This window comes from Xanthomonas sp. WHRI 10207, assembly GCF_040202975.1.
Lineage (GTDB): Bacteria > Pseudomonadota > Gammaproteobacteria > Xanthomonadales > Xanthomonadaceae > Xanthomonas.
Genome location: NZ_JBEGDX010000009.1, coordinates 73,687 through 98,306, shown reverse-complemented (window position 1 = coordinate 98,306; position 24,620 = coordinate 73,687). Strand labels below are relative to the sequence as shown.

The following is a 24,620-nucleotide window of genomic DNA, read 5'->3' as shown; positions in this document are numbered from 1 at the left end:
CAATGACTCAGATGCACCCCCTGCTGATCGAACTGGGCACCGAAGAGCTGCCGGTCAAGGCGCTGCCGGGCTTGGCGCAGGCGTTCTTCGATGGCGTGCTGGCCGGGCTGGAGAAGCGCGGCGTCGCGGTCACCCGTGGCGATGCCAAGCCGCTGTCCACCCCGCGCCGCCTGGCGGTGTTGCTGCCGGGCGTGGCTACCGAACAGCCGGAACAGCGCTCCGAAGTGCTGGGGCCGTATCTCAACATCGCGCTGGATGCCGATGGCAACCCGACCAAGGCACTGGCCGGGTTTGCCGCAAAGGCTGGCATCGACTGGACCGCGCTGGAGCGCACCAGCGACGCCAAGGGCGAGCGCTTTGTGCATCGCGCAGTGACGCCGGGCGCGCACACTGCCGCGCTGTTGCCGGAGATCCTGCGCGAAGCGATTGCCGCCATGCCCATCCCCAAGCCGATGCGTTGGGGCGCGCATGCCTATGCGTTCGCGCGGCCGGTGCAGTGGCTGGTGCTGCTGTTCGGCAACGACGTCATCCCGGCCGAACTACTGGGCGTGCGGGGTGACCGCATCACCCGCGGCCATCGTTTCATGCACGAAGGCGAGGTGTCGTTGTCCGCGCCGGGCGATTACATCGACGCGCTGCGCAGCGCGCATGTGCTCGTGGATGCCGATGCACGCCGTGCTCGTATCGTCGAAGAAGTCCAAGCGGCCGCCAAACAGGCCGGCGGCAGCGCGCGCATCAGCGACGACAACCTGGAGCAGGTGGTCAACCTGGTCGAATGGCCGTCGGCGGTGCTGTGCAGCTTCGAGCGCGCGTTCCTGGCGGTGCCGCAGGAAGCGCTGATCGAAACCATGGAGATCAACCAGAAATTCTTCCCGGTGCTGGATGATGGCGGCAAGTTGACCGAGCAGTTCATCGGTATTGCCAACATCGTGTCCAAGGACGTGGCCGAAGTGGCCAAGGGCTACGAGCGGGTGATCCGTCCGCGTTTTGCCGATGCCAAGTTCTTCTTCGACGAAGACCTCAAGCAGGGGCTGGAAGCGATGGGCGCGGGCCTTGCCGGTGTGACCTATCAGGCCAAGCTCGGCAGCGTGGCCGACAAGGTGGCGCGCGTGGCGGCACTGGCCAAGGCGATCGCGCCGCAGGTCGGCGCCGACCCGGCGCAGGCACGCCGCGCTGCGGAGTTGGCCAAGAACGATCTGCAGTCGCGCATGGTCAACGAATTCCCGGAACTGCAGGGTATTGCTGGGCGCCATTACGCAAAAGCCGCTGGCGAGCCAAGCGAGATTTCGCTGGCCATCGACGAGGCTTACCAGCCGCGCTTTGCTGGCGACGACATTGCGTTGTCGCCGCTGGGCAAGGTGCTGGCGATTGCCGAGCGTCTGGATACCTTGGCCGGTGGCTTTGCGGCCGGCTTGAAGCCGACTGGCAACAAGGACCCGTTTGCGCTGCGGCGTAATGCGCTGGGCTTGGCGCGGACGGTGATTGAGTCGGGATTTGACTTTGATCTGAAGAAATTGCTTGCCGAGGCCAGGACTCAGATCAATCTCCAAGCAAGTGCCCGGCACTTACTCAAGACAGAAACTGCTGTAGCAAAGGCTAAAGAAGCCGGCGCCGCCTTATCGCAATCTGTCGAAAAAGACGCGCACACCGCGCTTGCGCAGACCAGCCAGGACGGCGAAATCTTCGACTTCATCCTCGATCGCCTACGCGGCTACTACGCCGACAAGGGCGTACCGGCAACGCACTTCAATGCAGTCGCTGCATTGTTCTCGGTCGCGCCCGAGGGCGCTCCTACAGGGCTCGTAGGAGCGCACCTGGGCGCGACCCACGGCTCCCTCTACGACTTCGACCGCCGCATCGATGCCATCGGCATCTTCGCCACGCTACCCGAGGCCGAAGCGCTGGCCGCGGCCAACAAGCGCATCCGCAACATCTTGCGCAAGGTCGACGGCGAGATCCCCGGCGACATCGACACCACGCTGCTGCGCGAACCGGCCGAAGAAGCACTGGCCGAAGCGGTGGAAGCGGCCATCGGCGACACCGGCGATGCACTGCACCGCCACGACTACGTCGCCGTGCTCGCTCGGTTGGCCCGCCTGCGTCCGCAGGTGGATGCGTTCTTCGACGGCGTGATGGTCAATGCCGAAGACCCGCAGCTGCGTGCCAACCGCCTGGCGCTGCTGAAGAAGCTCGGCGACCGCCTCGGTAGCGTTGCCGCCATCGAGCATCTGTCCAGCTGATGTCCATCGCTGCCGGCGCGACGCAGTGGCAACGTGCCCAGGACGCGCTGGCCCGCCGCGACATGGTCGCAGCAGCGTCGGCGTTGCAGGCAGTGTTGGCGGTGGAGCCGGCGCATGTTTCGGCAAGGGTGCTGTTGGCCGGCACCGTGCTGGCGAACGGCAAGATGCGCGAGGCGGTCACGCAGCTACGCTTGGCCGCGCGCGATCTGGGCGACGATGTGGCGCTGCGTTGCCGTGTGGCGCAAGCGCTGTTGCGCGTTGGCGAACATCGTCCGTTGCATGCGCTGCTGCGGCATCCATCGGTAGTGCAGTGTGGCGATGGCGCGACGCTGGCCCTGCTGGCGCATGTGCATCAATCCCTGGGCGAACATCCCGAGGCGCTGGCGATGATGCAGCGCGCGCAGGCCTGCGGATTCGATGGCGCGGATTTCCGCTTTTTCCTTGCCGTGCAATTGCAGTTCAACGGGCATCTGGATGCGGCAGCGCAGGCGCTGGAACAGACCTTGGCGCAGCAGCCCGGCTACGGCCGTGCGGCGCTGACGCGTGCACGCTTGCGCCGCCAGAGCGCGACCAGCAACCATGTCGCGCCACTGCGCCAGCAGTTGCAGCGCGCTGCACCCGGTAGCGAAGACCGCGCCGGGCTGGCATTCGCGCTGTACAAGGAGCTGGAAGATCTGGGCGAGACCGATGCCGCCTGGGAGGCGCTGCAGCATGGCAATGCAGTCATGCATGCGCGCTTGCGCCACGACGCCGAAGCCGAGGCATCGCTGTATGCGCAGTTGGGCACCTTGGCCGATCAAGGCGTGTTTGCGGCCCAGCCGGCTAATGCTGCACCCGGTCCGCAACCCATCTTCGTGCTCGGCCTGCCACGTTCGGGCACCACGGTGCTCGAACGCATGCTGGGTAACCATTCGCAGATTGTCTCTGCGGGCGAGCTGAGCGACTTCGGTCATCAATTGCGCTGGGGCGCAGACCAGGCCGGGCGCAGCCTGCTGGATGCGGGCCTGTTGCAGGCGCTGCCCACGCTGGACTACGCGCAGGTTGGGCAGCGCTATCTGGAGCAGACCCAGTGGCGCGCGGGGGCGGCGCGCTGGTATATCGACAAGTTGCCTGCCAATGCAGTGGCGATCGGGCCGATCGCACGGGCGTTGCCGGGTGCACTGATCGTGCACCTGGTGCGCGAGCCGATGGCAGTGTGCTTTTCCAACTATCGCGCGCTGTTCGGCGATTCCTATGCTTACAGCTACGACCTGCAGACACTGGCGCGTCATTACCAGGCGTATCACGGTTTGATGGCGAAGTGGCGCGCTGCGCTACCTGGCCGGGTGATCGATGTGGACTACGCGCAGATGGTGCGCGATCCATCTGCGGTGCTGGAGCAGTTGATGACGCGCTGTGGGTTGGCGATAGAGCCAGGGCAGATCGACATCACCCGCAATGCAGCAGCGTCGGCCACGCTGAGCAGCGTGCAGGTACGCGAGGGTGTGCATGGGCGCAATGTGGAAGCGTGGCGTCGCTATGCAACGCAACTGGAACCGCTGAGGCAGGCCTTGCTGCAGATGGGCATGATCGAAACAGACGCTACACGCTAAGCCCAGCTGACAAGCGAATGCGCTCACCGTCAGGTGGGCAGCCTGCTGTTTGATCCCCGTCAGCCCACTGCCACGTTGGCAGGTGCGATGTCCTTGCTGCTTGCGGGACCGCTGTTGGCGGGATGGATGCCCCATAAGAACCTGCGTGGATGGACGCGCGGCGTGTCGTGCAAGCGGTGAGGGCATCGCGCCCTCATCCCACGTGTTTGGCAACATGTTTGCCAAGGCGAGTGCGACCAGACCTGGCCTCCATCGAGACGGCGTTCAAGCGCTGCTGATCGCTGCTTCCAGTCCAATCCAGGCGCCTATAAGTCAGCGGCCTTGCATCAAAAAAGACCGGCAGTCATGATGACTGCCGGCTGTTGGTCACAACCGATGACTCACTGCGCGCCGAAGCGCCAGTTCAATTCCAGCATGTACGAACGGCCATAGCCGGTGTAGTTGAAGATGTTGTAGTAAGGGTAGTCGGTGTAGGTGCGATCACGCGGTGGGCGGGTGTCGGCGAGATTGTTGACGGTTGCCGTCAGCGAGATGTCGTCGTTGATCGCATAGTCCAGCGTCGCATTGAAGGTGGTCCACGCTCCGACCTTGCGTGCGCCTTCCACTGCATAGCCATCGGTACTCTGCTGCGCGAGGAGGTTAGGGGTACGGCCGTAACGCTGGCCGAACAAGGTGGTGGTCCATGCATCCTTCTGCCAGGTGATCGAGGCATTGGTGATGCTGCGGAACTCGGTAGAGAAGAACGGCTCGCTCAGCAGGTCGCGCACCGGGTCTTGCGGGAACTGCTGGCTTTCATGCTTGAGCGTCAGGTTGTATTGCGCGTCGAACACAAACAGGCCCCAGGATTCGGTGGCCAGGTTGTAGGTCGCCTTGGTCAGCACACCGGAGATTTCCTCGCTGGAGATGTTGACCGGGTTGATGCGGATGTTGCTCAGGCGATTGGGTACCTGCGCATCGGCGGCGGTACGGTCGATACGCGACAGCGCGTCCACGCAGGTCGGCGAGTTGATGTCCAGGGCGCCGAGCCGGCAGGCCGATTCGTTTTGCAGCAATGTATCGGTGCTCAGGTCGCTGACCTTGTCATCGATCTTGATGTTGTAGTAATCGGCATTGACGCTGAAGCGTGCGCTCGGCGACCACACCACGCCGGCGCCCCAGGATTTTGCGGTGATCGACTGCAAATCCGCATTGCCGGACCGACGGCCCTGGATGGTGGCGCCGGCATAGGTGCAGTCGGCAATCGGCACGCCGGGTTCTTCGACCGCGCAGCGGTAGTAGTCGTTGACGCCCTGGAAGAAGCCGCTGTCGCCAGCGAACGAGAACGCCATGTCCGGTGCCTTGAACGCTGTGGCGTAGTTGCCGCGGAACAGCAGCGAATCGATCGGGCGGAATTCCAGTGCGGCCTTGTAGGTGAACTTGGAATCGCCACCGCCACCCTGGTTCTTGTAGTCGTCGTAGCGGCCGGACAGATTGGCGGTGAGGGTGCTCAGGATCGGCACCCGCATTTCGAAGGCCGCCGCCCAATTCTCGCGCTTGCCGCTGCCCTGGGTGCCGGTCAGCTGGTAGAAGTCGCCGGCAATCACGCGCGGGTCGGTCGGATTGGTCCAGTACTGATTACCGGCCTGCAACACACCGGCGACGCCGACCGCACCGGCCGGCAGGTTGAACAACTCGGTGTTGGTCAGCTGCAGGTTGACGTTCTGGGTCCACGTCCTGGACTTGGTGCGGATTTCATCGTTGAAGCTGCGGTATTGCGCCGGCGTCAACGCGCGATAGAAGTTGGCATCGTTGGGCGAATAGATCGGGTAGCCGGCGAAGTCGCCCTGCGACGCGCCAAGAAACTGTTCGCGGAAGAAATCTTCGATGCGGTCGGCCAGCGGCCACTGCTGACGGCTGTCGATCCGATACTCCGAGCGTGCGTAGTACGCATCGTAGGTCCAGTTGCTGGCACCCAGGCCGCCTTTCAGGCCGAGCGCGATGTTGTAGGAGTCGGCGGTCTGGCGGTTGTTGTTGAAATCTTGATTGCCGGTTTCTTCAGGTGCAAAAACGCGTTGATAGCTTTCGAGCTGCTGGCTGTTCTGATTGTAGAAAAGGCCACCGGTGTCCGACGAGGTCTGCCAGAAGCCGGGTCCGCTATTGACCTCGACCTTGGTGCGATTGAGTAACAAGGTCGAGTACAGCTCGGTGTTGTCGTTGAACGCATAGCTCAGGTTGGCATAGCCGCTGGCGCTGCGTTCCTTGTTGAGGATGCTGGCGTAGCCTGGTACTGCGCGGCTGCTGCAGAAGTTGCCGCGGTTGGCGCGGTTGTCGTATTGCACCGACCCATTGAACAGCGCCCCCAACGCCGCGCAGTTGTCTGCGCCGGGGTCGACATAGGTGGCCGGGGGGCCGGCGACGTTATGCAGCGCGATGCGTGAGCCATAACGCAGCGTCGGGTCCGGATTGTCGTTGGTGGAATCGAAGTCGCGGCGCTGATAGCCATAGATCGGATCCTGATTGTTGAGCTGCAGGCCCCAGACGATGTTGGCGCCGCCGATCTCGTTGCCGCCGGTGAGCTGAAAACGCTGGTTGTTGCCGCCACCGCCGTCGTAGGTGCCCATGCGGTAATTCATCTGCACGCCGTCCATGCGCTTTTTCAGGATGATGTTGACCACACCGGCGATGGCGCTGGAGCCGTAGATCGAGGACTGGTTACCGGGCGCCACGTCGATGCGCTCGACCATGCCCACCGGCACGCTGGCCAGATCGACGAAGTTGCTCTGGCCGTTGTAGAGCAACGGGTAGTCGGCCATCGGCCGGCCATCGATCAGTACCAGGGTGAAGCCGGGATCCAGGCCGAGCAGGCTCAGCGATTTTGCACCCGCGGTGAAGCCGTTGCTGAACTGGCTATCCTGGACCGCGCCGGTGGCCATCGGCTGCGAGCGCAGCACGTCGTAGACGTCTTTGAAGCCGCGGCGCTGGATGTCCTGGGCGGTGATCGAAAACACCGGGGTTGCGGTTTCGACCTGGGACCGGGGGATCAACGATCCTGTCACCGTCACCTTGTCCAGTTGAGTCACTTCACCTTGCTGCTGTGCCAGTGCAAGCGATGGCATGGTCAGGGCGGTGCACACGGCGGTAACCAGCAAATGACGCTTCATGAAACGAACCTCTCTCTCCAAAGGTATGAACGGGCGCGCGGCAATCGGGGGGCCGCGCGCAATGGGTGTCAACGGAACGTTAACAACGTACCGACTGTACCCAGTCCCGTCCGGTTCCGTATAGGCGTGTTTGCGCAGATTTTTTGTCCCTTCACGCCTAGGCTGGGTATCCTTTGCCGATGCTTAAAGCCGTCTTTGCTCTCTCCCTGCTGTGCACCCTGTTCGTTCCGCTGCAAGCGATTGCCCGGGCGACCATCGACAAGATCGAGATCAAAGGGCTGGACGACGGCGACGATGCCGAGATGATCGAGAACATCGAGGTCTCCCTGTCTCTGTATGAGGCCGTCGGCAAAGAGCAGGGCGAGTCGCGATTGGAGTACCTGCTGGCGCAGGCGGAGCGGCAGACGCGCGAGGCGCTGGAGCCGTTTGGTTACTACTCGCCGACCATCGAACTGGCCGCGCCGCGCAATGGCGACAAGGTGACGGTGGTGATCACGGTGGACCGTGGCGAGCCGGTCCGGGTACGCACCTCGCATATCTCCATCACCGGCTGGGCCGAGCAGGACCGTTATCTGGGGCAGGACCTCAAGCAGTTCGAGCCGCGCGAAGGCCAGGTCTTCAGCCACCCGCAATACGAAGCCAGCAAGGTGCGCATCACCCGTCGTCTGGCCGAGCGTGGATACTTCGACGCCGACTTCACCCAGCGCCGGGTGGCGGTGACGCGCGCCGAACACGCTGCCGACATCGACCTGAATTGGGATAGCGGCCGTCGCTACGACATGGGCAAGGTGCGCTTCGACTACGACTACTTTCGCGATGGCCTGTTCGACCCGCTGGTCTATTGGGACGAGGGCAGCTACTACCACGAAGGCAAACTGGATCGGCTGCGCGAGTCGCTGACCAAGCTGGATTACTTCAGCACCATCGATATCCAGCCCAAGCCCGAAGACGCCGATGCCGATGGCCGGGTACCGGTGGACGTCAAGCTCACCCGCGCCAAGCGCACCGTCTACACCTCCGGTCTGAGCTACGGCAGCGAGAGCGGCGCCGGTGTGCGCGGCGGCGTGGAGCGGCGTTATGTCAATGCGCGTGGCCACAAGATGGACACGCAGCTGGACTACGCGCAGAACCGCAAGAGCCTGACCACCAGTTACCGGGTGCCGGCGTTCCGCTGGCTCGACGGCTGGTACACCGCCTCGGCGCGCCTGTACGACGAGCAGACCGAGTACATCGACCTGCGCAACGTCAAACTCACCGGCAGCCGCAGCGGCCAGATCAACGAGCGCTGGAGCGCGATTGCCTCGATCAACGCCTTGCGCGAGCGCTGGCGGTTCAGCAGCGGCAACGATTTCGAAGGTGCGGTGTACGAAACCTCCACGCTGATCTATCCGCAGCTGCAGGCCAACTACATCAATGTCGACGACCGGCTGTTTCCGCGCAGCGGTGTGTCGGGCCAGGCGCTGATCCGTGGTGGCGCCGAAGGTGCGGGCTCGGACACCAACTTCGGCCAGCTCTATGGGCAGCTGCGCTGGTTTTTGGGCGCCGGCGAGAACGGGCGGGTGATCCTGCGCGGCGAAGGCGGCACCACCTGGACCAGCGATCTGGTGGCGATGCCGCCCAGCCTGCGGTTTTTTGCCGGTGGCGCCAACAGCATCCGCGGCTACGCCTTCCGCGAAGTGGGCCCACGCACGCCCAGGCCGGACGAATTTGCGCTGGGTGCCAAGAACGTGGTCACCGGCAGCGCCGAGTACGAGCATTACCTCAAGGGCGGCCCGTGGGGCGGAGCGGTCTTTGTCGATAGCGGCAGCGCCTTCGACGACCGGCCCGATTGGCATACCGGCATCGGCTTCGGTCTGCGTTGGCGTTCGCCGGTGGGACCGGTGCGGGTGGATATCGCACACGGCTTGAACGACCCCGACTCGCAGTTTCAGCTCTACATCGATATCGGGGCCAACCTGTGAGCACACCCACGCCACCTGCCGCACCGCGCCGCGCGCGTTTTTATCGCCGGCGCCGGTTCTGGGTGGGCTCGGGGCTGACAGTGCTCGGGCTGGTGCTGCTGGCCCTGATCGCGCTCTATTGGTTGCTACAGACCGTGGCCGGGCGCGACGTGTTGCTGGCGCAGCTGGTTGCGCGCTTGCCGGTGGGTGCCAGCTTCAGCTACGGCAGTGTCGAAGGCCCGGTGGCCGGCCCGCTGACCTTGCGCAATGTCGACTTCACCTATCAGGACATCCACTTCACCGCCGAGCGCGTGTATCTGGAGCCGGATCTGCGCCCATTGCTCGGCCGCAAGCTGCAGCTGGATGCGGTGCAGGTGAGCAACGCCACGTTGAATCTGGGCAAGAGCGACGAACCGTTCAAGCTCCCCAGCTGGCCCGAATCGCTGCCGCAGATCAACGTGCCGCTGGCGATCCAGGCCGACAAGATCGCGGTGGATAACCTGCGCATCACCCAGTTGCAGCAGCCGATGATCGTGCTGCACAAGATGCAGGGCGGGCTGGAAGTGGCGACCGGCGAACTGCGCACGCGCGACCTGGTGATCGATACCGACATGGGCGACTTCCGCCTGCATGGCGATTACATTCCCAACGACGCTTACCACGCCGATCTCACTGCCACCGCGGTGCTGCCGGCTGCGCGGGGCCGCACGCCGGCCAGCCTGGGGCTGGTCGCACGCGGTGATCTGGACAAGATGGAAGTGGCCATCGCCGGCCGCGCGCCGGCGCCGCTGCAGGCCAGCCTGGTATTCACCGGCCGCAACGACCCGACCTGGGCGTTGAAGGCCGTCACCGAGGCACTGGATACCTCGCTGCTGATTCCGGCCGCCGCTGGCGTGACCAACGCACCGGCCACGCCGATCGCAGTGAACCTGACCGCATCCGGCAAGGGCGGCAAGGCCGATCTGCAGGGCAGCGTCAAACAGGGCGCGCTGAGCGCGACCTTGCAGCCGTCGCACATCAGCTTGCAGGAGCAGGTGTTGACCGTCGAACCGTTGGTGATCGATACCTTCGAAGGGCGCACCCAGCTGCGCGGCACCGCCGATTTCCGCGATACCCAGAATCCGAGCTTCCGCTTTGCGGTCAATGCCAAGGGCCTGCGCTTCACTCCCGCGTCCGACCCGGCCACCCCCGATGCGCCGGTGGTGCCGGTGGAATTGATCGACGCACGCCTGGGCGTGGCCGGCACGCTGAAGGCGTGGGCCGCGATCGGCCGCGCCACCGTGGAGCGCGACGGCCAGCAAGCCGCGCTAGTGTTCGACAGCCGCGGCAACGACCAACGCGCGCAGCTCAAGCAGGTGCAGGCCACCACGCCGGGCGGCTCGCTGGATGTCACCGGCGAAGTGGGCTGGGCACCGGAGCTGCAGTGGGATGTCACCGCGCAGCTGGCCAAGTTCGACCCGGGCTATTTCGCGCCGGGCTGGAACGGCAATCTGTCCGGCAAGATCGCCTCCAAGGGCCGGCAGTTGCCGGCGCCGGCCGGTGGCGTGTCGCCGGGCGTCGAAGCCACTGCCGATGTTCCCAGCCTGACCGGCCAGCTGCGCCAGCGCGCGCTGTCGGCCAACGGCAAGTTCGCCCTGCGTGGCGAACAAGGCGAAGGCGAACTGCAACTGTCGCTGGGCAATAGCCGCGTCACTGCCAAGGGCAAGGTCGGCGACCAGCTCGATATCGCCGCGCAACTGCAGCCGCTGCAACTGGACGACGTGCTGCCTGGCGCCACCGGCACCGTGCGCGGGCAGTTGCAGGTCAGCGGCCGCCGCGATGCGCCGGACATCAGCGCCGACATCGCCGGCAATGGCCTGCGCTGGAACACCTACACCGCGCAGAGCATCAGCTTGCGTGGGCGCTTGCCGTGGCGCGGCAGCGATGGACAACTGGCGCTGCAGGGCACCGCCATCGAAGCGGGCGTGGTGCTGGACAGCGTGCGCGTGCAGGCACGCGGCGCGGTGGAAGCGCTGCGTCTGGATGCCGATATCGCCAACAGCATGGCCAGCGTCGCGCTGCAGGGCGATGTGCGTCGTAATGGCGCGCGCTGGCAGGGCCAGGTCGCCACGCTGCGCATCGCACCGTCGAAGGGCGATGCCTGGGCGCTGCGGCAGCCGGCGCAATTCAGTACCGATGGTGCGGCATTCACCTTGTCCGACACCTGCCTGGGTGCAGCCACCGGCGGCGCGCTGTGCGCCAGCGCCAACTGGCCGCGCGAGGGCATGGTGGTGCATGGCGACGCCTTACCACTGTCGTTGGTGCAACCGTGGTTGCCCAAGCAGGAAGGCCGGCAGATCTATCTGCGCGGTGAGCTCGCACTCGACGGCAGCTTCAAGCCGCGCGGTAATGCATGGGAAGGCAGCTTCCGCATCGCCTCGCCCGAAGGCGGTATCCGCCTGGGCGAAACCCGCTACGCCGCGGTGGCCGGCAACCCCAATCGCGGTGAGTTGCTGCGCTACGACCAGTTCAGCATGCAGGCCGATTTCACCCCGCAGCAGATCCAGGGCAAGCTCGGTGTCGGCTTCCAGGGCGCGGGCTTTGTCGATGCCAAGTTCAACACCGGCTGGGACGCGTACGCGCCGCTCAATGGCGAGTTGTATCTCAACATGTCGCGGCTGTACTGGCTGGAGCTGGTGGTGGCCGATGTGGTGCGGCCCAAGGGTCTGGTCGAAGGCCATGTGAGCCTGCGCGGCACCCGCGACAAACCGCTGCTGGGCGGCGACGCCACCTTGAGCGACTTCACTGCCGAATATCCGTCGATGGGCCTGACCTTGAGCGAGGGCAAAGGCCGCTTCGACGCCTTGCCGGACGGCTCGGCCAAGATCACCGCCTCGGCCAAGTCCGGCGAGGGCACGCTCACCGTCGATGGCGGGCTGTCGTGGTTTGGCACCAGCACGCCGTTGCTGCTCAACATCCGTGGGCAAAACGTGCTGGCCTACAACACCAGCGAGTTGCGCATCATTGCCAACCCGGACATGCAGTTCGGCATCGTCGACAAGACCATGCAGCTGCGCGGCAAGGTCACCGTGCCCGAAGCCGATATCGACCTGGAACGCCTGGATCGCGGCACCTCGGTGTCCGAAGACGTGGTGGTGCTGGACCCGGTCGACCCGGAGGTCGCTCCGTCCTCGCCATTGGATATGGACCTGGCCATCGTGCTCGGCGACAAGGTCAACATGAGCGGCTTTGGCCTGAAGGGCGGCCTGAGCGGGCAGATGCAGATCCGCGCGCGCCCGGGCCGCGAAATGACCGCCAATGGCGGGCTGGATGTGCGCGGCCGCTACAAGGCCTATGGCCAGGATCTGACCATCAGCCGCGGCCAGCTGACCTGGAACAACAACATCGTCTCCGACCCGCGCGTGAGCCTGCGCGCCGAGCGCAAGATCGGTGATGTCACCGCCGGTATCGACGTCAGTGGCCGCGCCGAATCGCCACGTGCCGATGTGTGGTCGGAGCCGGCGATGTCGCAATCCGAAGCGCTGTCGTATCTGGTACTCGGCCGCGGCCTGTCCACCGCCAGCAGCGACGAAACCCAGCAAGTCAGCGCCGCTTCGGCCGCACTGTCGGCGGGCAGCAGCCTGATCGCTTCGCAGATCGGCGCCAAGCTCGGCCTGGACGAAGCCGGCGTCAGCCAATCCAGCACGCTCGGCTCGGTGGTGGGCTTCGGCAAATACCTCTCGCCCAAGTTGTACGTCGGCTACGGCGTCTCGATGATCGGCGGCGGCTCGGTGCTCACGCTCAAATACCTGCTCAGCCGCGGCTTCGATGTGGAAGCCGAATCCAGCACAGTGGAGACCAAGGGCTCGGTGAATTGGCGGCGGGAGAAGTAGTGGTGTGCCAATCCTGACGATGTGCTTAGGGATGCGAGGCATTCATGAAATTCTGCGCCAAGCTCGGACTTGCGAAAAAAACCACTGTAATTACTTGCTGCAGCGTTAGCAGATTCTTCTCGCCAATTCGTCCACGTACGATGAGACTAAGGGGTTGGAATTAAAACAGCTACGCTAATTATATGTATGATTATTAATAACCACTATAACTTTATTTGCATACTTTCACGTAATCGAGTGAGTTAAAAGCGGTAAGTTTTGAAAATAAATATTGCATGGCTATTGGCTTCGTGGTAGATAAGCGTTGCAGGGGCGTTCGTGGATTACCCAGGGCTTTACTAATCTATAGAGTAAGTGTTGCGAGGCACCGCTTTTAGGTCAATAAACTTAAAGAACTAGGATCGATTCTATAAAAATAGTGCAGTTAGTACTATTGGTTACGCAGAAGATTCTAAGCAACATAGCGTGTTTTTTGACTTATAAAAATGTTGTACGGTTTTTGTGCGCCTTGGCTGAAGCTGTTCGAAGATTACAAATCACTCGGTAATTATCGATTCAAGCTATCCATATAAAAGGATCTTAAAGTGCAGAAGCGTAAATTTGTTCTTGTCGCCAATGTGATGGCCGCTATTCTTATGCTTACAGGTTGCGAATGGTCGGCTACTATTCGCAAGAAGGTTGGACAGCCTGCGGAGGGGGAGATTACAATCAGAGGTGGCGGAAGATCTTCCATCTTGCAAAATATGGGTTTAGTAAGTGCGGCTATTAGTGCTACTGATATTTATATTGAAACGGCCGGGACGGATTTCAATCTGAATTCAGTTGGAAATGTTGTCGTTACGCTATCGGACGATTCTGGAAATCTTCTTGCTTCATCTACGTTTCCATGGGTAAAATCTGGCACAAAGCTCGTTTTTCAGAATCCAGAGACGGTTCAATCGTGGCTAAACTCCTACCCATCAGCAGTTGGGGTGAATACAAAGATCAATTATGGGAACATCCCTATAGATGGGGCTGATCACGTTATCTCTTCAGCAGTTATGTATCAGGGAGAAAAGCGTGCATCAAGTAGCATCACAGTGCCAGCTGAATGCTGGTCACGGTTTAGGACTAGGGTGGCGTGCTCCAGTATCTGAGACCAACGGAAGTTGCCGCTTAGGCGGCAACTTCCGTTAATGGAGGTTGGTAATGACGATAGATAAGTCGGCCGTCATTATATTTTCAATCATCATTGCTGTATCTCTGGCAGGCTGTACTGTTGCGGTCCGCGCTCCGAGGATGGCCTTCAATAAAGTCGTTAAGTTGGAAAACGATGGCTACGAGGTCGAAAGCGCCTTCAATACAAAAGTTGTACGATGGCCGGGAGTGACGTGGTCAATATCAGGGACATATCTCCCATTGGGAGATGGAATGTCTGCCGCGTCCCGCAACGTCTTCAAGTACGGCTATGCCAAATCGTCATCATTCCGGCTTCATGTGAGAGGAACCGACGCCTGCGCGCCTTCCAAGGTAGCTGAGGAAAATACGACAAAGGCCCTCGACAATTTCTTTGCTCGGATTGGTGGCTGGCCAGCTCGGGGCGAAACAACCTTGACGCTAGTTGAAACAATGAAGCCCGTCCAACGTTACGCATTGTCGGCCAGCTTTGGTAAAGCGTTCCATCTGGACTATTTGGTTCCATGTACCCCATCAAATGCCGAAGACTCCCTCTGGGTGGCACTGATGGTGGCCATGCATGAATCCACCCACGCAACTCTTTCCGTTCTTGGGCAGACACCGAAGGACACAGAGCGTAGCGAAAGAATTGCTGAAGGGGCGGAGTCATGCCTCTTGATCGAGTTGAGCAACGACACCGTGGCACTACTATCAACTCATCCGAGAGCGGCTTTGCGTATGGCAGGACATCATGAATCCATTGCTCAGTACAAGGATATGCAAGCGCTGTGTCTGAACTGGAGCGAATATATGAGCGATGTCATCATGCAGCAAAATAGCCACTGATCCGGGGTGGGTTTCTAGAATGCGCCGGGTTTCCTGCAGTGGTTTTGGTTCGAGTTGCGCCAACCTGATCGACTCAGGATAGCGAGCAAGGGACTTGGCATCAGGCTAGGACAGTGATATTCCCGATTGGCGCTAGTAAGCGACCGTTTTCGATCGAATCGAACCGATTTAGCTTGGCGCGTTTGACCCAACTTGGCGTGCGTCAGCACGAGTTATGATGGATCACCTAAGCTCTTTCGGTGTGTTGATTATCTCGGTCTGCGCATCGTCGCAAGAGTTTCCCGCGCTGCCCATCGACGGATGCAGCCAGCGGCGATGAGCGGCTCCACGTAGCGGATCGACTCGTAACGGACGCCTCGGTCGCTTTAGTTGACCAAGCACCAACGGGCTTCCTCGCTTAGAGCGTTTGTTCGGAGACGTCGAGTATGACGCGGGTCTGCATTGAGAGAGCGATGCTTTCCAGTTGACATTGCGATGCGCGCGGGCATCAATGACGAAGGCCACCTAGACCCATCCTTTCAATGGCGAAGCGCACGTGAATCCAATGAACGATAGCGGCTGCTGACCACTGCGCCTGACGTGCCGATGGCGATCCTAGCGAAATGTCTAAGTTTTGGTTAGTTTGGCTCCAGCACTTGGGTAAATCGAGGCCTGCAGATATAAATTTTTTACGCGTTAACCCCAATGCGCGAATAGCAACTTTACGTCTGCAGGATCTACCTTGGCACTCCCGCACAGTGGTGCGTTGAGCCAAACACTATGTGTATCCTGATTTTGCAAGGTCCCCAGGTTGATCTGGCGCAAGCGTTGCCGGTCATGGCGCCCGAGTGTGGTGGTCGCGCGCTACGGACGGTGGCGTGCGCCGATGTCGATAGCTTGATTGCGAGCTTGCAATTGGCTGGTGGCGATGCGGAGGTGGAATTGGTGCTGCTGGACTCGGGCGATCTGCCGTTGTCCGAGCGCAGTTGTGCCAGGGCCTTGCGTGCAGCGGTGGATGCGCTACCTACGCCGTACATCGAGCTGCATGCCGATGCGGCGCAGGAGCTGGAGCCGTGGCTGCATCCGCAGCATGCGCCGTTGGCTGTTGTGATTGCGCCGCACGATGCGCCGCGTGCGTATGCGATGTCGTTGGGCATTGCCGCGCGTTGTCTGCCGTTGTTGCACGCGCCGTTGCACGTAGCTGCCTGAGGACACCGGCATGTCGATCATGATCGTGCGTGGGCCCGAGGCAGTATCGCCGCGGGTGCGTGGGCCGCAGCCGTTGCCGCGGGCCGTCGTCCGGCAGCTGGTGCAATGTGCCGGCGATGCAGGCAAGACGGTGGCGTTGCGCGCCTGCGGGTCGGAGCAGGAGTTGCTGGATGCGTTGCGCGTGGCCGGGCAGGCGCGGGTGGAAATTGCATTGATCGATCCGGGCAGTTGCGTGGACAGCGTGCGCCTGCATCGGGTGCTGGCGGCGTTGCGCTATCCCTATGTGGAAACGCACGACGACAGTACGGACCGGCCGGAGCGCTGCCTGCCGGCAGGTCTGGGCGAGTGCGTGGCGACGGTGCGCGGTTACTGCGCGCAGAGCTATTTACTGGGGCTGGAAATCGCGTTGGAACATCTGGGCTGCACGGAGATTCAGGGCGATGTCCACGTCGGGACCTGAGTCGCGCCAGCAGCATTACTTCGCCGACTACGAAGGCTATTGCGATGGCCGGCCGGTGCTATGGGGGCAGCTCGCTCACAGCGTGGAGGTGTCTGCCGATGGCGTGCTGGATGCCGCCGAGCTGGTATGTGCGTTGCGCCGTCGTGCGGCAGAAGCGCATGGGCTGGAAGCGGGGCAGATCCGGCTCTGTCAGGTCACGCGGCTGTAACGGCATGACCTGCGCTTGTGGTGTAGCGCGCTGTACGCGCGTGTTGCGGTCGATCAAAAACGCGGCGCCATCCCATGCGCCGCAACGAGACAGTGCCGGAGACGGCACACCCATCGCTGCACCAGCATGTAATGGTCTTACGCACGCTACCCATGATGCGCCACCGGCCGGCGCCGCTGTTCTGCGATCACGCGACTGCACCGAATGCAGGGCATCGCTTGGCGCCGTCTCCATACTCGATCAGCAACAGCAACAGCAACAGCAACAGCAACAGCCAACAGCAACAGCCAACAGCAACAGCCAACAGCAACAGCCAACAGCAACAGCCAACAGCAACAGCAAAGCGAACAGCAAACACCACACACGCCAATCAACGCGCCGCGCTACGCTCTTTACCAGCCCCACAAACAACGACGCCACCCGAAGGTGGCGTCGTTGTTTTGCTTTCACTGCGCATCACGCAACGCAGAGCACGTGCTAGCCGATTACTTGGCCGCTCCGCTCTCCGGCACGAACTTGATCAGCTGATTGCTGGTCGCGGCGGTGCCGAAGTTGAAGCGGCCGTAGCCGGCGCCCCAGTACAGCGCACCATTGACCACGGCCGGCGAGCTGAGCACCGAGCCGGTGGCGTCGTAGTTCCACAGCGTGGCGCCAGTGTCGGTGTCGAGGGCGACCATGTTGCCGGCCATCGAACCGGCGTACAGCAGGTTCGGCGACACCGTCAGCGAGCCCTGGCCGCCGGCCGGTACGGTCGGGTTGACGCGGTTGATACCCGGCACCTTGACCTGCCATTTGATCTTGCCGGTAGCCGCATCCAGCGCCGCCCACGAGCCGCCGTTATGGCTGACGGTGTTGTCCGGTCCCAGGGTGTAGGTGGTGTTGTTGTTGTTGTTGATGGCCACATAGATCTGCGACTTGTACGGGTCGAACGCGGTGCCCCACTCGACGCCGCCGGTGGTGCCGCCGGGGCCGACCTGGGTCGACCATACCTTGGCACCGGTCTTGGCGTTGAAGGCCCAGTAGATACCGCTCTTCTGTCCGGCACCGACTAACTGCTGCGGCTTGCCGTCGCGCCACACGGTGAACAGGTTGACGCCAGCGCCGCCGAAATCGTAATCGGGGCCGGTCAGGTTGGTGGCCTGCGTATTTGGGCACAGACCGTTGGTGGGCGCGATGATGCACGACAGGTTCCAGGCATCGTAGCCCTGTGCACGATTGGCCCAGGCCAGCTTGCCTGTGTCCAGATTCAGCGCGATCACCGAGTCGACATAGTTATCCGGTGCCATGCAGTTCAGCTCGTCCTGCACGGTCAGGTCGCTGCCCAGATAGGAGCGTGCATTGGAGACGCAATTGCCCACGCCCTCGGGGATGTTGTAGTTGTTGCCGGTGCCGAAATACAGACGCTTGCTGATCGGGTCGATCGCCACCTGCCCCCACACCGAGGCGCCGGTGTAACCCTCGGGCACGTTGTAGAACTGCCATAGCTTCTTGCCGGTGTTCAGATCCAGCGCCACGACGCTGCCGCGGAAGCTGAAGGTGTGGTTGGGCGCCAGATTGCCCCAGTCGCCCGAGGAGATACCGACGTAGATGCGGTTGCCGTAGATCACCGGCGAGGAGGTGATGCGCGCCTGCGGGTTGGCTTCGGCGGTGGTCTTCCACAACAGCTTGCCGGTCTTCTTGTCGATCGCCATCACGGTGCCGGCAGCCTGGTCGCCGACGATGATGCTCTTGGCGGTGATGGCCGGGGTATTGCGCGTCACCGAGGCGGCGTTGCCGGTGTAGTCGGACAGCTTGGCCTGCCAGTTCGGCTTGCCGGTCTGGGTGTCGACGCTATACAGAGTGCCGCCCCAGTCGGGCACGTAGAGGGTGCCGCCTTCGACGCTCGGCGTGGCCGAGATGTCGCCGGTGGTGGTCAGGGTCCAGGCCGGCTTCAGGCCTTTGACGGTGGTGCGATTGATCTTCCACTCACCCGGCGCGAAGCGCGCGTTGAAGTAACCGCCACCGGCGGTGGTCCAGCTGGTGGGGCTCGCGAACGGGAGGTTGCTGCCGAAGGCGCTCCACACCTGGCCGGAGCGCGCGAAGGCCTGGGTGTCCAGCGCAGACACCGGCTGTTGTGCGGTGGCGGAGCCGGGCTGGGCGAAAGCCACTGCGCTGGCGAGCAGGCAGGGAATGAGCGTCAAACTGCGTAACCGCAAGCGGCGATTGGAGTTGGTCATCACGGCATGTCCATTAATGGAAGGAAGCGCTGGATCCCCCCGGATCTGCGTGGTGAAGATCGCCGATTGCGGTGCCCGCGCAACACGCATGCGCTGTTGCATTCACGCAACGGTCGGGTCCGTCTGCATCTGGTAATACCAAGTCGAAAATTTTGCGTTCAGCACGTGCGTTAATCGCACAAATAGTGATGATTCATCACTATTTCGCTCCAGTACGATAGAAAAAATGATTCAACGCTGCAGCAGCGAATTCGTCAGTAATTCATAGGTTTGCAAAAGGTAACCAGGAAATTTTGCGCCACCTTGTACGGTGGGTCGCCGTCGGATGAGGCGCTGCCCGCGCCACTCAACGTGGCGCGTCACTGACTCTCGATGGGCGAGCCAACCAATCAGTTACACGACGACAAAGCCCTCTCCCCGCGGGAGAGGGGTTGGGGTGAGGGTACGAGGCGTAGCCCTGATGTATCCCAACCGCGCGGTGCTTTGAGCGCACGGGCATACGGCGCTTCGCGCCACTTTCTTCCGATGGGGAAGGAACGATCGAAAGCCCCTCTCCCGCAGGAGAGGGGTTGGGGTGAGGGTTACGAAGCGAAGCCCTGTTGTATCCCAACCGCACGGGGCTTTGTGCGCACCGGCATCCTGCGCTTCGTGCCACCTTCTCCCGATGAGAGAAGGAACGATCGAGAGCCCCTCTCCCCGCGGGAGAGGATTTGGGTGAGGGTACGAGGCGTAGCCCTGATGTATCCCAACCGCGCGGGGCTTTGCGCGCACCGGCATCCTGCGCTTCGCGCCACCTTCTCCCGATGGGAGGAGGAGTGATCGAGCGCACGCTCAGTGGTGGGCTTGGCCAGCGGTGCGCTCGGCGCGTTACGCGCGTTGAGGTGAGTGCGCGGCTGTGTGCACTGCAGCAGACGCGCTCAGCGCCAACTGCGCGATCGCATCGCGCACCACTTCCGGCACGGTCGCGTCCACATCGACCGACACCACATCTGCCTCGTCCAACGGCAGTTCCAGCGTCTGCAGCTGGCTGTCGAGCAGGCTGGGCGGCATGAAGTGGCCGGCGCGTGCGCTCAGGCGTGCGGCAATCACATGCGGCGCCGCATGCAGGAACACAAAGCGCATCGGTACGCCGCTGCCGCGCAGCAATTGGCGGTGCGTGCCGCGCAATCCGGAAAATGCCAGCACCACCGATTCGCCGGCATGCACGCAGTCGCGCAAGGTGGCGGCCAGCAGCTCCACCCACGGCAGACGCATGGCATCTGTGAGCGGTTGGCCGGCTGCCATCTGCGCGCGCGCAGCCACGCTGTGATAGTCGTCGGCATCCAGAAAGCGGAAGCGGTAATGCGCAGCGAGCGCCTGCGCGATGGTGGTCTTGCCGCTGCCCGAGACGCCCATCACAACGATGGCCATGGGCGAAGCGGACGCGGGCGTGGCAGGTACGGCGGTGTCCATCACGTCAGGTTATATCTCCGGATCGATTCGGCATTTGAGCCGATTTCACGTTGGCGGCAGCCGATGCGTGGTGTAGCGTCGGCGCTCCTTGCCAGGTGAGCGGGCACCCAGCGTAACGGCGTGCCCGGCCGGGTACAACGCATCCGAAGGTCTGTCGATGACGTCAACACCTGCACCGTCTCCTGCATCGGCGCGCCTGCGCTGGCGCGAAAAGCTGGGCTACGGCGCCGGCGATCTGGGCCTGAATCTGTATTGGGCCAACATCTCGGCGTTTCTGCTGATCTTCTACACCGACACCATGCATCTGCCGGCCGCAGCGGTGGGCACGATGATCCTGTTGACCAAGATCGCCGATGCGATTGCCGACCCGGCAATGGGCGCCATCGCCGACCGCACCCGCAGCCGATGGGGCAAGTTCCGCCCGTATCTGTTATGGGGCGCAATACCAATGGCGCTGACCGGCGTGCTTGCCTACACCACGCCGGACCTGGATCAGAACGGGCGCATGGTGTGGGCCACGGTGACCTTCCTGGTGATGATGCTGGCCTACACCGTGGTGAGCATTCCTTACTCGGCCTTGTCGGGCGTGATCACCGCCGACAGCCAGCAGCGTACCGGGCTGATCAGCCTGCGCTTCATCGGTGCGTTTGCAGGCACCACGTTGGTCAATTACTTCACGATGGATCTGGTGCGCTGGTTCGGCGGCGGCAACGATGCACTGGGCTGGCAGCGCACGATGATGCTGTACGGCGCAGTGGCGCTGGTGTTGTTTGTCACCGTGGCATTGACCACGCGCGAGCGCGTGCAACCGCCTCCGCAACAACGCACACCGATCCGGCGCGACATCGCCGATCTGTTGCAGAACAAACCATGGTGCGTGTTGTTCGTGCTGTCGTTGATCATCATGATCACGATCACCATGCGCGGTGGTGCAGGCGTGTACTACCTCAAGTACTACGTGCAACGCCCGGATCTGGTCGGCTTGTTCCTGGGCAGTTATTCGGTGGCCTTGGGCGTAGGTGCAGCCATCACCCCATTGCTGACGCGGCATTGGGACAAGCGCCAGCTGATGTGCGGGCTGATGGTGATCGTGGGTGTGTTGAGTTGTGCGATGTTCTTCGTGCCTGCCGATGCGGTATGGGCGATCTTCGCGTTGAACATGTTGATCGGCCTGGCACTGGGGCCGAAGTCGCCGTTGGCGTTTTCGATGTATGCCGACAGCGCCGACTACACCGAATGGCGTACCGGCCGGCGCGCGACGGCGATGACGTTTGCGGCGGCGACGTTTTCGCAAAAGCTTGGCGGCGCGCTGGCCTCGGCCGGCATCGCGTGGGTGCTGGCCGGGATGGGCTATGTGGCCAACAGTGCGCAGTCCACCGGGTCGTTGACCGGCATCGTGCTGCTGCTGACGGTGATCCCTGGGGTGGTCGCGCTGCTGGCTGCCTGGACCATGCGTTTCTATCCGCTGGACGACGGCTTGCTGAGCCAGATCCAGCACGAACTGGCCGCGCGCAAGCGCGACGAACCGGAGCACCCCTGACCGTGTCTGCAACGCCCACCGCTGCGTCCGACCCACTGTCCACCTTGATGGCGCCAAGCGCCGATGGCATGCGCTACGCGCTCTACAGCCCGACCGCCATGCCCAATGCCGGCGGCTTTTTGTGGAACCGCCGCATGATGTTGCAGCTCACCTGCCGCGGCTATGCCACCGGCCAGTTCATGCAGCCGGAGCCATCCAAGTACGCGCATGCACCAATGCTGGAAGCGCGCAATTTCATGATGCCCGAGCAGCCGTACTACGCGCATCACCCCGGGCGTTTTTTCTATCTTAAGGACGAAGACAGCGGCGCGCTGTACTCGGTACCGCACGAGCCGGTGCGCGCGCAGCCGCAGGCCTTCGAATTCTCTGCCGGCAAGCACGATGTGCGTTGGCGCGTGCAGCATGACGACATCGTGGTGGAGCTGTGCGTGGCCTTGCCTACCGACGATGCGCTGGAGCTGTGGGAATGCCGCGTGCATAACGCCTCCGGGCGCGCGCGGCGGCTGAGCCTGTATGTGTATTTTCCGGTCGGTTACATGTCGTGGATGCATCAATCCGGCGGCTACGAGCCGGCGCTGGGTGGCATCGTCTGCCGCAGCGTGGCGCCGTATCAGAAAGTGGACGATTATTTTCGTCAGCGCGATTTCAAGGACTGCACCTTCCTGCTGCATGAGCAAGCGCCGGTGGCATGGGACGCGCAGCAACTGGCGTTCGAAGGCGAGGGTGGGTTGCATGCGCCGTCTGCCATCCAGGCCGAGCAGCTGGGCAACAGCGAGGCGCATTACGAAACGCCGGCCGCCGCGCTGCAATATCGCCTGCAGCTGGAGCCCGATGCGGCCAGCGTATATCGCTTTGCATTCGGGCCGGCCAAGGACGATGCCGAAATCGCCGCGCTGCGCGCGCGCTATCTTTCGCAGGAAGGATTTGCCGAGGCGGCACGCGCCTATGCGCAGTATCTGCAGGCCGGCCACGGTTGCATGCAGATCGCCACACCCGATGCGGCGCTGGATAACCTGGTCAATCATTGGTTGCCGCGGCAGGTGTTCTATCACGGCGATGTCAACCGCCTGACCACCGATCCGCAGACGCGCAACTATCTGCAGGACCACATGGGCATGGCCTATCTTCAGCCGGCGACCGCGCGTGCGGCGTTGCTGCATACCTTGTCGCAGCAGGAACCCAGCGGCGCGATGCCGGACGGCATCTTGCTGGTGGAAGGCGCCGAGCTGAAATACATCAACCAGGTGCCGCATACCGACCATTGCGTGTGGTTGCCGATCTTCCTGAGTGCGTATCTGGCCGAAACCAACGATGCCAGCGTGCTGGAGGCGGTGGTGCGCACGCACGATGGCCAGGCGCTGAGCGTGGCCGAGCGATTGGATGCGGCGATGCAGTGGTTGCTGGATGCGCGCGATGCGCGCGGCCTGAGTTTCATCGCCCAGGGCGATTGGAACGACCCCATGAACATGGTCGGCTGGCGCGGCAAGGGCGTCTCCGGCTGGCTCACCGTTGCTACCGCGTATGCGCTGCGGCTGTGGTCGGACATCTGCGCCGCGCATGGACGCACCGCGCAGGCCCAGACATTCGGCCAGGCAGTGGGCAGGGTAAACGCCGACGCAAATCGCGAGTTGTGGGACGGCAACTGGTATGCGCGCGGCATCACCGACGACGGCGTGCGCTTCGGCATTGCCGACGATGTGGAGGGGCGCATCTATCTCAATCCGCAGAGTTTTGCGCTGTTGGCCGGCACCGCCGATGCGCAGCAACGCACGGCGCTGCTGGAGGCGGTGCGCGAGCAACTGCACACACCGTATGGCCCGGTGATGCTGGCACCGGCCTACACCCACATGCGCGACGACGTGGGGCGCCTTACCCAGAAATGGCCAGGTGCGGCGGAGAACGGTGCGGTCTACAACCACGCGGTGGCGTTTTATCTGTACAGCCTGTACCAGATTGGTGAGGCCGACCGCGCCTGGGAGATCCTGCGCGCGATGCTGCCGGGCCCGACCCGCGAAGACGTGCTGCAGCGCGGTCATCTGCCGGTGTCGCTGCCCAACTACTACCGTGGCGCGTGGCATCAGTACCCGCGTACCGCCGGGCGATCGAGCCAGTTGTTCAACACCGGCACGGTGGCGTGGGTGTATCGCTGCGTGCTGGAAGGTTTGTTTGGCCTGGTCGGCGAGGGCGATGCGTTGGCGATCCGCCCGCAGCTGCCGTCGCACTGGCCGCATGCGCAGGTGACGCGGCAGTTTCGTGGCGCGCAGTTCGAGGTCGTGTTGACGCGCGAGGCGGGTCGTCGCGACAGCGAGATGCTGCTGGATGGCGAGGTCTGCCCGGATCAACGGGTTCACAACATCGTGGCCGGTCGCACGTATCAGGTGCGCGTGCGTCTGCCGGGCTGAGGGGTGGCTGCGGCTTGCTTAGCCAGCGGCCCTCACCCGCCCTTTGGGCACCCTCTCCCCCAGGGGGGAGAGGGGAGGTTGCCGGCTTTTTAGATTGTCGTTGCTAGAGCTAGAGCTAGAGCTAGAGCTGGAGCTGGAGCTGGAGCTGGAGCTAGATCCAAAGCCAAAGCCAAAGCTAACGCTCAAAGCCAGATCCAGGATCTAGAAGCCGTAAGCCGTAAGCCGTAAGCCGTAAGCCGTAAGCCAGAAGCCAGAAGCCAGAAGCCAGAAGCCAACATCCAGAAGCCAACAGCCAGAAGCCAACAGCCAGAAGCCAACAGCCAGAAGCCAACAGCCAGAAGCCAACAGCCAGAAGCCAACAGCCAGAAG

General features: G+C 62.7%; 14 protein-coding genes. 11 read left to right on the top strand and 3 right to left on the bottom strand.

From position 1 onward, the window contains the following. Positions 1–2: 2 nt before the first annotated feature. Complete coding sequence (gene glyS / locus ABQU90_RS21965; protein WP_323523299.1) at positions 3–2,240, top strand: glycine--tRNA ligase subunit beta; 2,238 nt, start codon at positions 3–5, stop codon at positions 2,238–2,240. Then, the gene (locus tag ABQU90_RS21960) at positions 2,240–3,832 is read left to right on the top strand and encodes a tetratricopeptide repeat-containing sulfotransferase family protein (protein ID WP_323523300.1); all 1,593 of its coding nucleotides are present in this window, start codon (positions 2,240–2,242) and stop codon (positions 3,830–3,832) included. The genes glyS and ABQU90_RS21960 overlap by 1 nt, the downstream gene beginning before the upstream one ends. A 380-nt stretch (positions 3,833–4,212) precedes the next feature. Here ABQU90_RS21960 and ABQU90_RS21955 read toward each other — a convergent pair whose 3' ends face one another. After that, positions 4,213–6,912, bottom strand: coding sequence for a TonB-dependent receptor plug domain-containing protein (locus tag ABQU90_RS21955; RefSeq protein ID WP_323523332.1), 2,700 nt, complete (start codon positions 6,910–6,912; stop codon positions 4,213–4,215). A gap of 239 nt (positions 6,913–7,151) precedes the next feature. On the opposite strand from ABQU90_RS21955, the gene ABQU90_RS21950 reads away from it, so the two are divergent. The 7 genes from ABQU90_RS21950 (at position 7,152) to ABQU90_RS21920 (ending at position 16,641) form a co-directional block, all read left to right on the top strand. Next, positions 7,152–8,933, top strand: a complete 1,782-nt coding sequence (locus ABQU90_RS21950) for an autotransporter assembly complex protein TamA (protein ID WP_115514311.1) — start codon at positions 7,152–7,154, stop codon at positions 8,931–8,933. Further along, a complete protein-coding gene (locus ABQU90_RS21945; RefSeq protein WP_323523301.1) occupies positions 8,930–12,784 on the top strand; it encodes a translocation/assembly module TamB domain-containing protein in 3,855 nt (1,284 codons plus the stop codon). Before ABQU90_RS21950 ends, ABQU90_RS21945 begins: the two co-directional genes overlap by 4 nt. A 584-nt stretch (positions 12,785–13,368) precedes the next feature. Beyond that, positions 13,369–13,920 (top strand): hypothetical protein, encoded by a 552-nt coding sequence (locus tag ABQU90_RS21940; RefSeq protein ID WP_323523303.1) that lies wholly within the window; start codon positions 13,369–13,371, stop codon positions 13,918–13,920. A gap of 52 nt (positions 13,921–13,972) precedes the next feature. Then, positions 13,973–14,785, top strand: coding sequence for a hypothetical protein (locus ABQU90_RS21935; protein ID WP_323523304.1), 813 nt, complete (start codon positions 13,973–13,975; stop codon positions 14,783–14,785). A 759-nt stretch (positions 14,786–15,544) separates the two neighbouring features. Next, positions 15,545–15,973, top strand: a complete 429-nt coding sequence (locus ABQU90_RS21930; RefSeq protein WP_323523305.1) for a hypothetical protein — start codon at positions 15,545–15,547, stop codon at positions 15,971–15,973. A gap of 10 nt (positions 15,974–15,983) precedes the next feature. After that, the gene (locus tag ABQU90_RS21925) at positions 15,984–16,433 is read left to right on the top strand and encodes a type II 3-dehydroquinate dehydratase (RefSeq protein WP_323523306.1); all 450 of its coding nucleotides are present in this window, start codon (positions 15,984–15,986) and stop codon (positions 16,431–16,433) included. Beyond that, a complete protein-coding gene (locus tag ABQU90_RS21920; protein WP_323523307.1) occupies positions 16,414–16,641 on the top strand; it encodes a hypothetical protein in 228 nt (75 codons plus the stop codon). Before ABQU90_RS21925 ends, ABQU90_RS21920 begins: the two co-directional genes overlap by 20 nt. Before the next feature lie 485 nt (positions 16,642–17,126). Here ABQU90_RS21920 and ABQU90_RS21915 read toward each other — a convergent pair whose 3' ends face one another. Together ABQU90_RS21915 and ABQU90_RS21910 are read right to left on the bottom strand one after the other, a co-directional pair. Beyond that, a complete protein-coding gene (locus ABQU90_RS21915) occupies positions 17,127–18,857 on the bottom strand; it encodes an outer membrane protein assembly factor BamB family protein (RefSeq protein ID WP_115563402.1) in 1,731 nt (576 codons plus the stop codon). 867 nt (positions 18,858–19,724) lie between these two features. Then, positions 19,725–20,309 (bottom strand): gluconokinase, encoded by a 585-nt coding sequence (locus ABQU90_RS21910; RefSeq protein WP_115529290.1) that lies wholly within the window; start codon positions 20,307–20,309, stop codon positions 19,725–19,727. A gap of 157 nt (positions 20,310–20,466) precedes the next feature. Here ABQU90_RS21910 and ABQU90_RS21905 point away from each other — a divergent pair, with 157 nt between their 5' ends. Continuing rightward, the gene (locus ABQU90_RS21905; protein WP_323523309.1) at positions 20,467–21,849 is read left to right on the top strand and encodes an MFS transporter; all 1,383 of its coding nucleotides are present in this window, start codon (positions 20,467–20,469) and stop codon (positions 21,847–21,849) included. Positions 21,850–21,851: 2 nt separating this feature from the next. Beyond that, positions 21,852–24,251: a GH36-type glycosyl hydrolase domain-containing protein gene (locus tag ABQU90_RS21900; RefSeq protein ID WP_323523310.1), complete on the top strand. Its 2,400-nt coding sequence runs from the start codon at positions 21,852–21,854 to the stop codon at positions 24,249–24,251. The last annotated feature ends 369 nt before the right edge of the window (positions 24,252–24,620 follow it).

Excerpts from the sequence above, each read along its gene's own strand:
- glyS (WP_323523299.1), top strand. The coding sequence starts at position 3 with ATGACTCAGATGCACCCCCTGCTGATCGAACTGGGCACCGAAGAGCTG.
- ABQU90_RS21960 (WP_323523300.1), top strand. The coding sequence starts at position 2,240 with ATGTCCATCGCTGCCGGCGCGACGCAGTGGCAACGTGCCCAGGACGCG.
- ABQU90_RS21950 (WP_115514311.1), top strand. The coding sequence starts at position 7,152 with ATGCTTAAAGCCGTCTTTGCTCTCTCCCTGCTGTGCACCCTGTTCGTT.
- ABQU90_RS21935 (WP_323523304.1), top strand. The coding sequence starts at position 13,973 with ATGACGATAGATAAGTCGGCCGTCATTATATTTTCAATCATCATTGCT.
- ABQU90_RS21930 (WP_323523305.1), top strand. The coding sequence starts at position 15,545 with ATGTGTATCCTGATTTTGCAAGGTCCCCAGGTTGATCTGGCGCAAGCG.
- ABQU90_RS21925 (WP_323523306.1), top strand. The coding sequence starts at position 15,984 with ATGTCGATCATGATCGTGCGTGGGCCCGAGGCAGTATCGCCGCGGGTG.
- ABQU90_RS21920 (WP_323523307.1), top strand. The coding sequence starts at position 16,414 with ATGTCCACGTCGGGACCTGAGTCGCGCCAGCAGCATTACTTCGCCGAC.
- ABQU90_RS21915 (WP_115563402.1), bottom strand. The coding sequence starts at position 18,857 with ATGACCAACTCCAATCGCCGCTTGCGGTTACGCAGTTTGACGCTCATT.
- ABQU90_RS21910 (WP_115529290.1), bottom strand. The coding sequence starts at position 20,309 with ATGGACACCGCCGTACCTGCCACGCCCGCGTCCGCTTCGCCCATGGCC.
- ABQU90_RS21905 (WP_323523309.1), top strand. The coding sequence starts at position 20,467 with ATGACGTCAACACCTGCACCGTCTCCTGCATCGGCGCGCCTGCGCTGG.